The sequence below is a fragment of the Dolichospermum sp. LEGE 00246 genome, assembly GCF_015207865.1.
Taxonomy (GTDB): Bacteria; Cyanobacteriota; Cyanobacteriia; order Cyanobacteriales; family Nostocaceae; genus Dolichospermum; species Dolichospermum heterosporum.
In genome coordinates this window covers 1-15435 of sequence record NZ_JADEWA010000079.1, presented here as the reverse complement: position 1 = coordinate 15435, position 15435 = coordinate 1, and the positions used below count along the sequence as shown (strand labels likewise).

Here is a 15435-nt window from a genome sequence, read left to right as displayed (position 1 = left end):
GTTTCGATATTACCTAGAACTATATCTTTTTGAGTTTTAACATCTAATTCAAATTGAGATAATTCATTATTAAATTCTGATTGAAGTTTTGCTAAGTTCTCAACAATATGAAATTTCTCTTGTTGAGTTTCTGACTCTAACCCTTGAAATTGAGATATTAACCCAGCGCGAGATTTTTCAATATCACTAATAGCAATATCTTTTTGATTTTCCACTTCTGATTTGAGTTGGGTAAATTGAGAAAATAACTCAAATTCTAACTTTTTGATATTGTCAATTGTAATTTTTTGCTGTTGAGCAGATAAAGTTAATTGTTCTAGTTGAGTATTTAATCTAAACTCTAAATTACTGATATTCTCTTGAGCAGATTTAACTTCAATTTCCAAAGCTGTTAAAAACTCTTGTTTTGACTTGGGTAAATCAGATAAAAGAATAGATAAATTTTCTTCTTCACCTTGAATTTTTTGTTTAAGAGCATTAACTTCCTGTGCTAATTCTTGAGTAGTGTTTTTAGATTTTTGAATCAGTTGTTTTGCTTCTGCTTGAACTGTAGTTAATTGAGTTTGCAAATTTTCAATTCCTTGAATCTGCTGCATTGCTCTTTCTCCAATTTCCCGAATTACGGCTCGACGAAAAAACCATAATATGGCAATTAAAGCCACAGGAAATAAACTTAAAATAGTCAACCAGATATTGAGTAAGGTATTCGTGCGAGTAAAAGCTCGTTCAAAATCAGATTGCACTTGTTTTTGAGTGCGGGTTTCTTGTCGCAGTCGTGCTAATTCTTCCCGTTCCTGATTTGATAGTACCTGAGCCGTAGCAGATGGTACAGGATACCCACTGATAAAAGCCGTTGATAGCAGCAAGGGTGACAAGAAAATGGCGCTTTTTAAAGCTAGATTTGAGTATAAGGGGTTTTTGTTCTTCATCACTATTTTCCCTATCCGGTGGTTAGTTTTTACAGCGGTGTGCTTATATGCCATCTATGATAGATGATTGTTGTAGGGTGACTGGATTTTCAGGGTTTTTTTTGATATTAACAGATTTGGGGAGAGCTATTCGCTATTCGAGGATGGAATTATGGAACAATCAAAGAGAGAACTTCTAGAAACTAAAGGTTGGAAAGTTGGAACAGTCACAGAATTTCTGGAACTAACTCCAGAGGAAGCAGCACTAGTAGAAATTAAATTAGCTCTCAGTCGCAGCAGCAAGACAAAGTAAAAATTTTACCGTCTGGTTGTTGTTAAGGCTGGAATAGTTTAAAATGACTATAAATACCATCTAAGAGTTAAAGTAAATTCTGTGCTGGATTACATAACAGCAAATCTACCACTGTTTGCGGATTTAGATCGAAAGTTAATAGTGAAAATAGAAGATATTGGTGAAGTTAATTTCGAGCAAGCAAATTTTCTCATCAATGGGGAAGCTTTAAAATCTCTGAAAAAGCTACCAAATTCATTAGTACAAACGGTGATTACCAGTCCTCCTTATTATGGACAACGTGACTATTGTACAGAAGAGCAAATTGGCATTGAAGAAAATCCAGATGAATATATAAGCAGACTCTTAGAAATATTTGATGAAGTTAAAAGAGTCTTAAAAGAAGATGGCACACTTTGGATAAATTTAGGTGATAAATATATAGATGGAAGTTTAGCAGGACTCCCTTGGAAACTGGCATTAGCTCTTAAAGAAAGAGGATGGATTTTAAGATCGGATATTATCTGGTATAAACCAAATGCTATGCCATCTTCTGTGAAAAATCGTCCGACAACTGATCATGAATATATGTTTTTATTTGCAAAAAGTTCCAAGTATTACTATGATGCAGATGCTATTCGTGAACCTCATGTAACTTTCTCTGAAAATAGTAAAATGCGAGGAGGACGCAATCATCTGGGTAAAAAAGGAGGAACTCCAGAACAAGGGAAAAATTCAGGTAATTCTAATTTACATAACGGAAGATGGGATCAAGCATTTCATCCCAAAGGTAGAAATAAAAGAACTGTTTGGGAAGTTCCTTTATCTAAATTTAGAGATGCACATTTTGCTGTTTTTCCAGAACAACTAATAGAACCATGTATTTTAGCAGGCTCGTCTGAAGGGGGAATAGTTCTTGATCCCTTTTTTGGTGCTGGTACAGTAGGGTTAGTATCTATGAAGAAAGCGCGTAAATTTATTGGTATTGAACTCAATGAAGATTACTGTAAAATTGCTACCAAGAGAATTTTTTCAACATGATTATTCAATTGATTGAAAAATATGTAAAATCTCTTTAAGTTTATAATTGAGTAATTGTTCTACTTCAATTATTTGATTGGGATTTTTATCAATGTGAATAAAGTCTGGAGATTTCAGTGAATCAAAATCTATTTTCCACGCTTCAGCTATGATAATTGGAATACATTTATATCCATCATTTCTCGCTTTTTCAATGGCTTGATTAATATCTCTAGTAAAAAGTAGAGCATGACCACCACCAGTTGTTTCTCTTGTTTTAACTGGAATTAATATAGTTCCTTTTTCTCCCATAATTGTTACATCATAAGTCTCACCACCAAGTTTAATTTGAGTTTCGCCAATTACCAGTTTGATCTTATTAGTTTTAAATATTTCTTGCAAATTTGTGCGAATAATTGCTTCAAATAAATTTCCTTTTATGGCTCGACGGCTTCCTTCTAAGCGTTCCATTATAACTTCACAGATAGGAAACCATTCCCATCTTTCTGGTTCAGGTAAAATAGCAGATACATATTCACGTACATGATTTAAGAGTGTTGCTTTACGCTCATTAGCTGTCCCATCAATATTTTTGAGTATGTTTTGTAATCTTTGTATAGGAGCATCTCTAAAAATCCAACCTAAAAAAAGCCATTTTGCTTTACTTTGAGGATATGGACGAGCAATTCCGTCATATAAATTTAAGTCGTTAGCAACTTTACGCTGTAAATATTTTAGTAAAACTTGTTGTGCTTTAGATGAATCCTTTTCAGTAACAAATTCATGTAGATTTCTATAACTTTCTGATTGTATAAAATTGATAAAATCATCAAAAAAAAGCTTATTTGAGTTGGCAATAATTGCAAGCTCCTTCAGTCTTATATTATCAGGAATATTAGTCATTAAAAAACTCTCTAGGTGAAATATTTAATGCATCTGCAATTTTATGGATATTCACAAGACTAATATTTCTTTCTCCGCGTTCTACACCTCCCATATAACTGCGGTCTAAGTTACATAAATGCGCTAATTCTTCTTGAGATAGTCCCATATTTTGCCTAATTTGACGTAGACGACCACCAAATTTTTTTTTGATATTTTCACTATTAGATGTTGTCATAAAGACAATTAAAAGCCATTGATGTTTTTAAGTCCACGGACTTTAAGTACCATAATCATATAAAATCAGGTATGAACCTTTCCCCGGCGCTACCGTCTACAATTTGACGTAGTAGTGTACAGAGTGCAGAAACCATGAGACGTAGATACAAAAAAGGTTTGCAATCATTCATCAGCTTTAGCCTATTTACCATCTTAATCACCCTATATCCCGTGACCGCTACCCCTCTACGTACCCCGGATAAGACCGTCAACTGTGAGCTTCTCGTTGTGGGTGGTGGACTCTCTGGAGTAGCCACAGCTTATGAAGGGTTACTTGTAGGACGCACAGTTTGTTTAACAGAAATAACTGACTGGTTGGGGGGACAAATCTCCTCCCAAGGGACATCTGCATTAGACGAAAGACCAACTCAACGAGCTAAACAATTCTATTCTCGTGGTTATTCCGAATTAAGAAACCGCATTGAACGGAAATATGGCAAACTTAACCCTGGGGATTGTTGGGTAAGTGACTCCTGTTTTCTGCCTCGTGATGCTCACAAGATCATGACACAAATGCTCAAAGATGCTGAAAAAAAAGGTAGAGGAAAATTACAATGGTTTCCCAATACAGTAATTAAAGATTTAGGAATTAGCAAAGATGGCAAAATCATCAATAATGCCATAGCAATTCAACATCAACCAGCAAAAAATCAACCACCTCTAAATACTAATACTTTATCTCAAACCATTGAAGATGCTTATAGTTATCAAAACTCATCACAATTGAGTAAAACTATTATTCGTTTTCTGCCTAAAACATCTCAAAATAATCCTGGAAAATGGTACGTTGTAGATACAAGTGAAACTGGGGAAATTATTGCTTTAGCAGATGTCCCTTATCGTCTAGGAATTGATGCCCGTTCCTATCTTGAACCTTCATCTTCTAGCACGACAAATTATCCTTATTGTCCTCAAGGTTTCACTTATACCTTTGCAATGGAGGCTACAAAAGATCACCAAACCCAAATAATGCCGCCATTCTATTTACAATATTCACCATATTTTAGTTATGAATTAAAACGATTAGCAAACTTTGATTTAGTATTTACCTATCGCCGAATTTGGAGTCCGCAAAAAGGCCAAGCAACTACATTCAATGGTGTGAAATTTACTTCATCAACACCGGGGGATATTTCTATGCAAAACTGGACTTGGGGAAATGATTACCGTCCAGGAACTGCGGCGGATAATCTTATTTATTCTCGGCAACAATTAGAAAATTATGGACAGTTAAAATCTGGAGGTTGGCAAGGTGGACTACGCACAGAAACTTTGCGTAAAGCTGAAGAAAAAGCATTTTCCTATTTTTATTGGTTGTATGGGGGAACTACAGATTCTCAGTTGGGTAATGGTGTGAAAAAACCGCAAACAAATATCCGGTTTTTAACAGGTTTAGATTCGCCTATGGGGACGGTTCATGGTTTATCTAAATACCCTTATATGCGGGAAGGAAGACGGATTATTGGTCGTCCAAGTTGGGGACAACCGGAAGGTTTTGGTATTTGGGAAGTTGATATTTCTCGGCGTAATTATAATGATGAATATTATCGGAAAACTTTGCCGGCAAATATGTATGGCAATCTAAAAGCAACGGTGGCTGGTTTGGAAGCGATATCTGTAATTAGTGGGGAAATTCCTCCAGAAAAAGTTATTCGCCGGAGTCGTTCGACAATTTACCCTGATGCTGTGGGTATTGGTCATTATGCCATAGATTTTCATCCTTGTATGGCAAAAAGTCCCGTGGAAGCACCTGGTAATCAGGAACGTGCTGGAGAAAGGCGGGGTGCAGGACTTGCTTATCCTTTTCAAATTGCTTTGCGGGCAATGATTCCCCAAAAAATTGATAATTTATTGGTAGGGGGAAAAAGTATTGCTACTAGTCATATTGCGGCGGCGGCTTATCGGGTTCATTCTTTTGAATGGTCTTCTGGTGCGGCTGCGGGAACTGTGGCGAGTTTTGCACTAAAAGAAGGAATCGCACCATATCAATTGGTTGATGATTTACCTCAACAAGAACCACAATTACAAATTTTAAGGAAGTTGTTGGAGGCGAATGGAAATCCTACGGCTTTTCCTGATACTTCTATTTTTAATGAAAGTTGGGATGATTGGCGGTAGGTGAACAGAAAAATTTAAAGGTATGTGAAGAAAAGTAAAATCACTCAAAACTCTCTTCCTGTTCCCTGTTCCCAGTTAAGAGTTCCCTGTTCCCTTGCCCCAACGACAATTTTTAACGCCCACCTACTTAGGTAAAATATGATTGCACAATATCCCCGACTTCTTCAAGAAGTCGGGGATCTAAAATTTAATCTGGAAGAAATTCAGAATTGAGGGTTTGTTCACAGGTATAAGGACATATTTGGGGAAATATCTGTTGACCTAATTGAGTTTCTCTCATTGCTAATGCTAAACCTAATTCATAAGCTGTGAGAAAAACTTCTTCTAAATAAGGTTTTAAACTGGGACTATCTTGTAAAAGTAGTTTTATTTGAATCCGTTGTTCTCGAATTTTACTCAACCAACTACTGCTGCGTTTTTCTGCTTGAAATTGCCATTTCAATAAATGTCCTAGCAATACGGCTAATCTATTTCTAAATTCTTGTCTTTCTTTTCTTCCCAATGTTTCTAATTCTTCAATTAGGTTGACAGCATCTAACATATTCCATTGTTGGGTTTTGAGTAAATTAACCTGTTCTTGAGTCCAAGCATGAAAGTCGCTTGTGTACAGGAGAAAGGTGTTCATTTTCGCACCTATTATAGGTTTATCTGTTTTTAGTTCAATTGTATTTTATATCTCATATACGAAGTGATTAAAAGGTAAAATTTCAATTACTTCATAGATATAAATTAATATTTTTACACATTATTGGCTTGTGTCTGACTACTAACTCAGCCAGCAATGGATTAAACTGGTTATTTGTAATGTCAGTTTTTACAATGTCGTTTTTGGCTGATTTTTCTATGGTGACAAGAATTGCAGATGTGTACAGTATGGCTTCAGCACCGACTGTAACACCTGACCGGGTTAATCAAGTGACTCGGAAAACCTATCCTAATTATAAGGTGATTGTGTTGAATGATGATTTCAATACTTTCCAGCACGTGGCTGAGTGCTTGATGAAGTATATTCCGGGGATGTCGGGCGATCGCGCTTGGGATCTCACTAATCAGGTACACTATGAAGGACAAGCGATTGTCTGGACTGGTCCCCAAGAACCAGCAGAATTATACCACCAACAACTCCGTCGGGCTGGGTTGACAATGGCTCCCCTGGAAGCAGCCTAATTATGTCAAAACCTACTGATGGTAGACTTGTTTGGAATCACTCTACCCATATTCCTGGTCTAATTCCCATTTTAGAACGTTTGTGTCAACAGCATGGGATTGGAACTGTGACACCTGCGGTGATTGGTAGAGCTAAGGGTCATGCACCAAAAATGCAGTTGCGGGTGTCTGTACCTATTCGTGGTGGCTATAAAATCATTGCTCGTCAAGGTAAGACGGTGCAGGAGGTGTTTATCCTCACAACTTTACTACAGGATGAACTCGAAGGTGCGATCGCTATTGCTATGAGAATTGCCTAAATTATGAATTTACAAATAGCAAGGTTGGAGCTAAGTTCAGTTCTAACCTTGACTTTTGATTATTCTTCAATTTTATGAACTGCAAACTTATGTAACGGTAAACTCAAAATACAAGAAAATGTTAAGAAATATGACAAAGCTGTAGTAATTCTTAAAGTCATCATTACAGCGTCCCAGTCAAATAAAAATACCTTTTCCGTCCCAAAGGCGACGCAATAAACTAACCAGTATGCAAAGCTCATTCTTAAGAGACTTTGTTCTGTTTCTTGAAAATCATCTATGGCTTGAAAATCATCCTTTAATAACCATAGACCGACAATACAAGCGATTGAGGAAATAGCCACTACAAATTCATGGCAACATAAATTCACTGTAGGCATTGATTTTTGTCTCCATTTTCAATGTTTTTATATTCCTATAGAAATTTAGTGTAAAGGAATATGCTGGAGAGTTGTACAAAATAGTTACAAACTGCAATCCCTCAACAAGTTTCTTCACAAATCCCAATACCTGAAAAGTCATGATTCCTGTATCAAATGTTTTACCCCTCCCTAACCCTCCCCTTATAAAGGGGAGGGAACTAAGTAGGTTGGCGTTGAAAATTATCGTTATAGCAAGGCAAGAGTAAAGAAGTTTTCAGCGATTTTACGTTTCTTCACACAGTTTGATTTTATTGTGTTCACTTACTTACGTTGTTATTGCGGCATTTTCTGACAAAAATCTCATCATATTGATGTCAGTCATCTAACTTAGGGTTAATTTAAAATATCTAACTTAGGATTAATTAAATTACTTTGACTAAAGCATAAGCTGGTTATAGCAGGTTAATTCCAACTATGTTATTTTGGAGATATTAAGATAATGTTGCAAGAAAATTTTACGACTTCTCAGAAGGGAATAGATGCTTCTTTAATTGGTTTTGATGAAAGTTGTTTATCGGAATTAAGTTCGGAACAAGCCTCTAATATTGTTGGAGGATTTACACTTAAAAATAATACAGAAGCACCAAGGATTTTCTATAATTTTGGGGAGAAGTCACCCCTCAAACAACAAACTTTACAACCAGGAGAGAGCGGTACTTATCCCGGAGAGTTTATTTTGTATAATTCTTCGGCATCAAAACCCGGAATTAGTCCAGCAGTATTCAAAGCAGACCCTTCCGGTTCATTTAGTCTAAATCAATCAGGAACTAAGATAATTCCTACTGATCTTAGTTCTTCTAATGGAAGTACAGATTGCTAAAAAAGCCTGCAAATAAATTTTGAATAACCAGCCTCTAGAACTTAATCTGGAGGTTTTATTTATAAGTAGTTTGGTCATTGGTCATTGGTCATTGGTCATTGGTCATTGGTCATTGGTCATTGGTTATTGGTTATTGGTCATTGGTTATTGGTTATTGGTTATTGGTTATTGGTCATTGGTTATTGGTTATTGGTCATTGGTCATTGGTCATTGGTCATTGGTCATTGGTCATTGGTGAAAACGATTCTTCTTTCTTCTTTCCTCCTGACTCCTGACTCCTGACTCCTTCCTCCTGACTCCTGACTCCTGCTAAACTACTTCACAAGAATGAACTAAAGGTAATAATGGACCTATTTGTTCTTGTCCATTTATAGCTAAATCACTATGACATAAATACAATTTATCAGACACCCGCGCCAGTAAATCGGTGACAATTTTTTGTAATCTTTGTGCTTCGGCTAGTTGTTCATCTGCGGCTGTCCAAGGTTGTCCTAACCTATCTCGTAAAAATAAAGTAGCACCAAATAAAGTAGCTGCACCACCTTTTGCCCACAGTGGTGAACCAATATCTAACCAAAAATGCCAACGGTGATGTTTACGACTTGCACGATACTGAAAGATGGTTGCTAAAGTTACGGCTTTTCTACTGCTACCGATAGGACGGATAGGATAGGGATTTGCAGTAATTGTTCCTCGTCGCAGCAGTTGAATAAATATCGCTATCGCCACGCTATCGCTATCACTAATGGTAATACTAAGGGTTTCTGGTGTATGCAGTGAAAGTAATAGAGTATCATTTTGTTTTAAGCGGGCATCTACTTCCCAATAATGTTGAGCGGTTTCTATTAATTCTCTTAATGCTGCTAATTCTTGATATGAAGGGTTTTTATCCTTACACACAAACTCTTGAATGGCTTTGTAGAGGAGAAAAATGGGGGTGAGGAGAAGTCCCTGGTGATATTCTTCTCTCTGTTTGCCAATCCATTGTAATATATCTTCATAGGCCTGAGTGGCAATATAGCCAATTCTATCCCAGCGTTCAAAGGTTTTCACTGGTAATAAATTGGGTGTGTCGGGGTGGGGAACGAAACAAGCATCAGCGATTAACCCAGCCCGCACCGGATCTATTTGAGAATGATGGAATTCTTTTTCCTGCCCATTTTGGGTTTGATATTGACTCAAAACCACCAACATTTCCGCCACTGCATCCCTATCTACTAACCGCCCTAAACCGGGGTAAACTAGAGCCATGAGGGTAAGTAATGCTCTCACCACTGAAGAACTGATTAAGGGGCGTTGTTCGTTGAGAGATTCTACCTCGATATTTTGTTTAGTTAATATTTCTACTAGAGTATAACGAGCGATCGCATCTAAACCCGGTGCAATAATTACTACTTCATCCGCCGCTACTTCCCCTGACTGCACCCCATCAATAATGATCTCGGCTGTTTGGCGTAATAATTGGGCGCGGGAATTAGTTTGAATAGGCTTGACACAACTGGGTAAACTCAATATCGTCATTGGCTGTGTTACCAATTCTACCATTTGCTCAGTCAAAGAATATCCCAAACTATTTACAGGTGGTGAAGTTAAAGTTTCTACTTGACAACGCCTAGATATTTGGTATAAATACCCAGGATCTGCACCTAAACCCCAGCGGACAGCCCCATGAGGATTATAGCTAAAAGCCCCCACAGCACCAGCATCTAACAAAAATGCAAATAAGTTAGCAGCGATCGCCGGATAATCATCCACATCATCTGCTATGATCCCTTGATAACGGTGTTTTAAATGCTGTTGATAGCTACGATCAGGTAATAATTTTTGGTGATACAATTCAGTAATTAGTGAATAAGTCAATAAACCTGTTTCTAAACACCAATTTCGCCAATTTAGTAGTAAAAAACCCAAAAAATCCGGCTCTAAATTGATAGAATTATCCTCTAAACCACTTTGTAATACCTGGGGAATATCTTCACAGGATACACCGCTATAAGCTGCCAATTGCCATAAATCTAGAATCCTTCTGACCAAACGATTCTCATTCATCCCTACACGCCGCAAAACTTCTGAATTTAACTGAGAACTCCAGAGTTTCGTCGCCAACTCTTGTTCCGTTTCGGGACGTAATCTAACCGGAAATTGTGCTTTGATTGACCATGAATCAATTAGCAACGGCCAAAACAAAATTACCTCATCTTGGAAAAAACCTAAAGCCGTTTTGACACGAATAGGATATTTTCCCAGTGTTAAAGTAGTAACTCTATCAGCTAATTCCCTGCGATTATCATCATTAGCAGCTAACAATAAAATACCTAGTTCTTTTTGGTGTAAATTTAAATTTTGATCTATAGATTGGGTTTGAGAATTGTGAATATTTTTATTATAAAATGAACCAGAAACTTGATTATTAACTTGCAACCAAGCATCAAAATAGCTGACCAAGCGAGTAGTTTTACCACTACGACTAGTACCAAAAATCCAAAGAGAATCAGAAATCATGGTTTTTGCGTTAACTTAAGTTTAAGAATTTAGTAGATAATCCCAAATAATCGTCTCGATGAAAAGTACCGTGTCTAGCCAAAAAATATACCCCTTTTTATTGTCTGCTTACAGATGGTATCTACTGACACCAGAACGTTCTTTAAGTACAGCCTATCAAGCAGCTATAAAAATTAAGGAAATTGAAGATCAACACTTTAATGGTAACAAAATAGACTCCGAATTTACCATACACAGTGCCAGTGTCATGGATTATTTTCAAGGAGATTTGCAAAAGTTATTAAAAACTGTGCAAATGCGGCTGACAGAATTTAAAGCTAGTCGGTGGTTTGCGAATGAAGCTAAACAAAAAGCTGCCCTAAAATTGGGTATAGAATATTCTAGTCCCGCATTAATTTTAGAGAAACTAGAATTCATTGATCAAGTTACCTCCAAATATACTAATTATGATATAGATACAAATTATAACAACTCCAACTCTTCACCTGTTGTACCAGCCACAGATTTAGTTAATTCCCAACAATTTATTCCTAAAACATCAAATCAAGCCAACAAAAATACACTGAAAGGAAAAACTAATACAACAGGTATTTTACCACGGTCAATTTTAAGCACAATCACTCGCCTACAGGTAGAATTAGATCCAGAATCTGAACAAAATGTAGTTCAAAATTTTCGGAAAGCTCAACAAAGAAGTATTATCTCAATTCGGTTTATACTTTTACTGATTATCGTTCCTCTTCTAACTCATCAATTATCCAAGGCTTTAATTGTCGGTCCATTGGTAGAACATTTCCGCCATGATAAAACAGTAGAAGTTTTCCTAAATGGAGAAATGGAAGAAGAAGGATTATTAGCATTACAAAGATTTGAGGAAAGAACCAAATTTGAAGCCTTAATTAGTAATGCACCTCCCCTTGCTGCTGAAGAATTAGAACTCAAAATAAAGAAGAAAGCAGAGGAAGTCAAAGAGGAATTTCGCAAAGAAAGTGATAATGCTATTAAAAATGTATTTGCTGATATTTTCGCAGTAATTACCTTCACCATCTTATTACTTGTTAGTAAGCGTTCTATCGCAGTCCTCAAAGAATTTTTTGATAACGTAGTCTATGGTTTAAGTGATAGTGCTAAAGCATTTATTATCATTTTATTTACCGATGTTTTTGTTGGTTTCCACTCTCCTCACGGTTGGGAAGTTCTCTTAGAAGGAATATCACGACATTGGGGATTACCAGCCAATCGTGATTTTATTTTCTTATTTATTGCCACATTTCCCGTAATTTTAGATACGATCTTCAAATATTGGATTTTCCGTTACTTAAATCGGATTTCACCTTCTGCCGTTGCTACCTACCATAACATGAATGAATAGCCAGCATTTTGCCAACATTACTATTAGCTTACCAATATTTATGGCTAGTTTGATTGTGGGCATACAACCACTCCCCAATCAAGAACTTTCTCCCCCAGAATGTCGGTTAGGAAAATGGAACTTACCAGCATTAGTAAATTCAACTAAACAGAAGTTACCTGTACTCATTCCTAGAGTTCCAGTTACTTGTTGTCAAGAAGATATTTCTTGTTTAGATCAGGCAATTGATCATGATAAACAATCCCTGTTAAAATCCATAGATTACAGTCTCAAATATTTACAAACAGAAAGAGCAATTATAGCCTATAAAAAATCAGAATTTACCAGAGAAAGAGTTTATAAGAGTTTGCAAAAATTTCGCCAACTATTGATTTCCACAAAATCACCTCAGCAACTACAAGCAGCTATAGAAAAGGAATTTGTTTTTTATCAATCTATCGGCAGAGATAACAAAGGAACAGTTTTATTTACCGCTTATTATGAACCATTATATCTAGCCAGTCGTCAACCGACAAAAGAGTTTCGCTATGCAGCTTATCGTTCTCCTGCTGATTTAGAATCTTGGGCTAAACCTCATCCTACCAGATTAGAATTAGAAGGTGCAGATGGGTTACAAGGTAGCAAAGGAAAATTAACAGGATTGGAGTTATTTTGGTTTAGAAATCGTCTTGAACCTTATATGATTCAAATTCAAGGTTCAGCAAAACTCAAATTAACAGATGGAACTCAAACAACTATCGGTTATGCAGGTAACACAGCTTATAATTATCGAAGTTTAGGTAAGTCATTAGTTGATGATGGTAAATTTCCCTTAGAAGGGTTAAATATGCCAATTATTCTCGACTATTTCCGCAAATATCCCCAGGATTTAAATATTTATATTCCGCGCGATCAAAGTTTTGTATTTTTTCAGGAAAACCACGGACAACCAGCCCAAGGTTCTATTGGTGTACCAGTTACTCCAGAACGTTCCATTGCTACAGATAAATCCCTCATGCCTCCAGGGGCTTTAGCATTAATTCGCGCTCCTTTTCCCTATCTTAATAAGAGTAATAAAATCGAACATCGGCTAGTGAGTCGTTACGTTTTAGATCAAGATACAGGTGGCGCAATTAAAGGAGCAGGGAGGGTAGATTACTTTTTAGGAACTGGTGAATCAGCCGGTGAAAGGGCAGGATTAACAGTCAGTAATGGACAATTATTTTACCTATTACTAAAACCGTAATTTCCAACTCTTACTCTCTGTGTCTCTGCGCCTCTGCGTGCAGTAAAATCATTCTTTTAATCAGCATTACAGCGATTTCCAATCATATAAGGTACATCTTAGCCCCCTCATCGTTCCCCAAGGAACATGAAGCGCCAGTATATTCATTTATCAAGCAATCCAGAAATTGCTTATCAAGTCGGTCAACGAAAAGCAAAATCTCCAGTTATCTTAACTATCGAGTCTGGAAAAGCTCACAATCATAATATTAAATTTTATCAAGGTAATAAAGTAGTTTGGTTAGCTGACTATATACCCCCTTATACCCCCTCAATTTATTTTTGCAAATTATTGAGAATTTGATGTAAGGGGCGATCGCTTTTTGGGATATGGAGGGCGATAGCGCAAGCGCTGACTTGTCAGTTCGCTTTTGGGATGTAGGAGATGCGATCGCTTTTAAGAATGTGAGAAGGTGATCGCTTGTTGGGGATGTGGGAATGCGATCGTCCCAGTGCTGACAAGTGAGATCGCTCTCAATGGAGAAATTTTTGGAATTAATCTGTTAAAATTGGTTCAGATAAACAACTCCAAATGTAAAATCAATGAAAATTAAAGCTATTATTTATCCTGCCCAAGAAGGGGGTTACTGGGCTGAAGTACCTGCACTTCCTGGTTGCATAACAGAAGGGGATACAATGGAAGAATTAATTAATAATCTTCAAGATGCTATACAAGGTTGGCTAGAAGTAGCAAATGAAATTCAAAAACCAGATCCAATCTCACAAGTGATTGAAATTGCAGTATGAAATCAATTTCTGGGAAAAAATTATGTAAAATTGTTGAGAACAAAGGTTGGATTCTCAAAAAAATTACAGGCAGTCACCATATTTATGAAAAACCTGATGAAAGTAAAATTATTTCTATTCCTGTACATAAAAATCAAGATTTAAAACTTGGGACTTTAAAATCAATCATGAAGATAGCTGAATTGGTAGAAGATAATTTGTAATTAATGTTTGTTGTGTAGGCTATAACATACGTTAGTCTTAGAGGGCGTTTGAAAACTTTACCGAAGGCGATAGCGAAGCGCTGCTGCAAGCAGTTCGCTGTTTGGGAATGTGGGAGTGCGATAGCGAAGCGCTCCGTAGGAATCACTTTTGGGGATGTGGGGAGGGCGATAGCGAACGCGAGTGCGTCCCGGAGGGAACTAGCGCTGCTGCAAGCAGTTCGCTTTTTGGGATGTGGAAGTGCGACCGTTTTTTGGATGTGGGGGCGACCTCTGTTTAGGAATGTGGAGGTGCGATAGCGAACGCGAGTGCGTCCCGAAGGGAACTAGCGCTGCTGCAAGCAGTTCGCTGTTGGGGATGTGGGGGCAATCACTATTTGTCACTGTTTTAGATAAAATATAATTTAAGATGACCAAGTAAAGACAAAAGTAAAAACATGATGACAGGAACAACTTTTGCAGAAATCCTAGAAGCTGCGGATAAATTAGTACCCGAAGATCAGGAAAATTTAATTCAGATTTTACAGAAACGACTACGAGATCGCCGAAGAAATAGTCTAGTGAAAGATGTTCAGGAAGCACAAAAAGAGTTTGCAGAAGGTAAATGTCGGCCTGTTACTCCTGCACAACTGATGGAGGAACTTCTTTCGTGAGTTTTGTTTTATTACGTTCCAGTGCATTTATTCGTTCAGCCCGAAAAATTTTAAAAAAACAACCAGAAATCACTGAAAATTTTCAAAGTATTCTGGAGTTATTATCTACAGATCCATTTCATCCACGCCTAAAAACTCATAAATTAAAAGGAGATTTACAAGATTCTTGGGCTTGTAGCGCAGGATATGATTTGAGAATTATTTTTACATTTGTTGAACGTCAACCACCCATCACTTCCCTTCGGGTAAGTGAGGGCTTGTAAAAGCCTAGTTGACCAGACTCAGTTCTTAACCGAACTACGTTAGAGGTAAGAGTTAAAGACCTACCAGAGGATGCGTAGCTAGTTCCCTGCTCTAGAACTTAAAAGTTAAACAGGCTTAAGGGTTAAACCAGTGCTTTTAAGATAGTTACCGACCTCTAACATTGTCGTTCGCGCCAGCGTGCCGGAGGCATCTAGCTAACATTACCCGCAAGGAGGCTCTTTGGAGCA

Annotated in this window: 19 protein-coding genes and 1 pseudogene; 14 read left to right on the top strand and 6 right to left on the bottom strand. The window is 37.1% G+C overall.

Annotated elements, in window-relative coordinates:
- Nucleotides 1-929 (bottom strand): annotated as a pseudogene (locus IQ228_RS08270) (hypothetical protein); the annotation flags it as partial.
- A gap of 151 nt (nt 930-1080) precedes the next feature.
- On the opposite strand from IQ228_RS08270, the gene IQ228_RS08265 reads away from it, so the two are divergent.
- Together IQ228_RS08265 and IQ228_RS08260 are read left to right on the top strand one after the other, a co-directional pair.
- Nucleotides 1081-1221 (top strand): transcriptional regulator, encoded by a 141-nt coding sequence (locus IQ228_RS08265; RefSeq protein ID WP_035081865.1) that lies wholly within the window; start codon nt 1081-1083, stop codon nt 1219-1221.
- 141 nt (nt 1222-1362) lie between these two features.
- The gene (locus IQ228_RS08260; protein ID WP_201769120.1) at nt 1363-2241 is read left to right on the top strand and encodes a site-specific DNA-methyltransferase; all 879 of its coding nucleotides are present in this window, start codon (nt 1363-1365) and stop codon (nt 2239-2241) included.
- Here IQ228_RS08260 and IQ228_RS08255 read toward each other — a convergent pair whose 3' ends face one another.
- Complete coding sequence (locus IQ228_RS08255) at nt 2242-3123, bottom strand: hypothetical protein (protein ID WP_193962597.1); 882 nt, start codon at nt 3121-3123, stop codon at nt 2242-2244.
- Nucleotides 3116-3340, bottom strand: a complete 225-nt coding sequence (locus tag IQ228_RS08250) for a helix-turn-helix domain-containing protein (protein ID WP_193962596.1) — start codon at nt 3338-3340, stop codon at nt 3116-3118. Before IQ228_RS08250 ends, IQ228_RS08255 begins: the two co-directional genes overlap by 8 nt.
- Nucleotides 3341-3474: 134 nt before the next feature.
- Here IQ228_RS08250 and IQ228_RS08245 point away from each other — a divergent pair, with 134 nt between their 5' ends.
- Nucleotides 3475-5499 (top strand): FAD-dependent oxidoreductase, encoded by a 2025-nt coding sequence (locus IQ228_RS08245; protein WP_193962595.1) that lies wholly within the window; start codon nt 3475-3477, stop codon nt 5497-5499.
- Between the two features lie 187 nt (nt 5500-5686).
- Here IQ228_RS08245 and IQ228_RS08240 read toward each other — a convergent pair whose 3' ends face one another.
- Nucleotides 5687-6124: a DUF29 domain-containing protein gene (locus IQ228_RS08240; protein WP_027401014.1), complete on the bottom strand. Its 438-nt coding sequence runs from the start codon at nt 6122-6124 to the stop codon at nt 5687-5689.
- 218 nt (nt 6125-6342) lie between these two features.
- Between IQ228_RS08240 and clpS the strand changes: the two genes are divergently transcribed.
- Entirely contained in the window at nt 6343-6666 is a 324-nt protein-coding gene (gene clpS, locus IQ228_RS08235; RefSeq protein ID WP_027401013.1) for an ATP-dependent Clp protease adapter ClpS, read from the top strand.
- 2 nt (nt 6667-6668) lie between these two features.
- Nucleotides 6669-6965: a DUF2103 domain-containing protein gene (locus IQ228_RS08230; protein WP_027401012.1), complete on the top strand. Its 297-nt coding sequence runs from the start codon at nt 6669-6671 to the stop codon at nt 6963-6965.
- Between the two features lie 59 nt (nt 6966-7024).
- On the opposite strand, the gene IQ228_RS08225 is transcribed toward IQ228_RS08230, so the two are convergent.
- The gene (locus tag IQ228_RS08225; protein WP_027401011.1) at nt 7025-7345 is read right to left on the bottom strand and encodes a hypothetical protein; all 321 of its coding nucleotides are present in this window, start codon (nt 7343-7345) and stop codon (nt 7025-7027) included.
- A 481-nt stretch (nt 7346-7826) separates the two neighbouring features.
- Between IQ228_RS08225 and IQ228_RS08220 the strand changes: the two genes are divergently transcribed.
- Nucleotides 7827-8207, top strand: a complete 381-nt coding sequence (locus IQ228_RS08220) for a hypothetical protein (protein WP_027401010.1) — start codon at nt 7827-7829, stop codon at nt 8205-8207.
- 19 nt (nt 8208-8226) lie between these two features.
- On the top strand, nt 8227-8445 hold the full coding sequence (locus IQ228_RS08215; protein WP_193962598.1) for a hypothetical protein: 219 nt from the start codon (nt 8227-8229) through the stop codon (nt 8443-8445).
- A 71-nt stretch (nt 8446-8516) separates the two neighbouring features.
- On the opposite strand, the gene IQ228_RS08210 is transcribed toward IQ228_RS08215, so the two are convergent.
- Nucleotides 8517-10709, bottom strand: coding sequence for a recombinase family protein (locus IQ228_RS08210; protein ID WP_193962594.1), 2193 nt, complete (start codon nt 10707-10709; stop codon nt 8517-8519).
- A 58-nt stretch (nt 10710-10767) separates the two neighbouring features.
- Here IQ228_RS08210 and IQ228_RS08205 point away from each other — a divergent pair, with 58 nt between their 5' ends.
- From IQ228_RS08205 to IQ228_RS08175, 7 genes are all read left to right on the top strand, one after another.
- The gene (locus tag IQ228_RS08205; RefSeq protein WP_193962593.1) at nt 10768-12081 is read left to right on the top strand and encodes a proton extrusion protein PcxA; all 1314 of its coding nucleotides are present in this window, start codon (nt 10768-10770) and stop codon (nt 12079-12081) included.
- The gene (locus IQ228_RS08200; protein ID WP_193962592.1) at nt 12074-13306 is read left to right on the top strand and encodes a murein transglycosylase A; all 1233 of its coding nucleotides are present in this window, start codon (nt 12074-12076) and stop codon (nt 13304-13306) included. The genes IQ228_RS08205 and IQ228_RS08200 overlap by 8 nt, the downstream gene beginning before the upstream one ends.
- A 126-nt stretch (nt 13307-13432) precedes the next feature.
- On the top strand, nt 13433-13648 hold the full coding sequence (locus tag IQ228_RS08195; protein WP_193962591.1) for an RNA 2'-phosphotransferase: 216 nt from the start codon (nt 13433-13435) through the stop codon (nt 13646-13648).
- A gap of 239 nt (nt 13649-13887) precedes the next feature.
- On the top strand, nt 13888-14091 hold the full coding sequence (locus tag IQ228_RS08190) for a type II toxin-antitoxin system HicB family antitoxin (protein WP_028091145.1): 204 nt from the start codon (nt 13888-13890) through the stop codon (nt 14089-14091).
- A complete protein-coding gene (locus IQ228_RS08185; protein ID WP_027401005.1) occupies nt 14088-14294 on the top strand; it encodes a type II toxin-antitoxin system HicA family toxin in 207 nt (68 codons plus the stop codon). The genes IQ228_RS08190 and IQ228_RS08185 overlap by 4 nt, the downstream gene beginning before the upstream one ends.
- A gap of 434 nt (nt 14295-14728) precedes the next feature.
- Nucleotides 14729-14944 (top strand): hypothetical protein, encoded by a 216-nt coding sequence (locus IQ228_RS08180; RefSeq protein ID WP_027401004.1) that lies wholly within the window; start codon nt 14729-14731, stop codon nt 14942-14944.
- Nucleotides 14941-15207: a type II toxin-antitoxin system mRNA interferase toxin, RelE/StbE family gene (locus IQ228_RS08175; RefSeq protein WP_193962590.1), complete on the top strand. Its 267-nt coding sequence runs from the start codon at nt 14941-14943 to the stop codon at nt 15205-15207. Before IQ228_RS08180 ends, IQ228_RS08175 begins: the two co-directional genes overlap by 4 nt.
- Nucleotides 15208-15435: the final 228 nt, after the last annotated feature.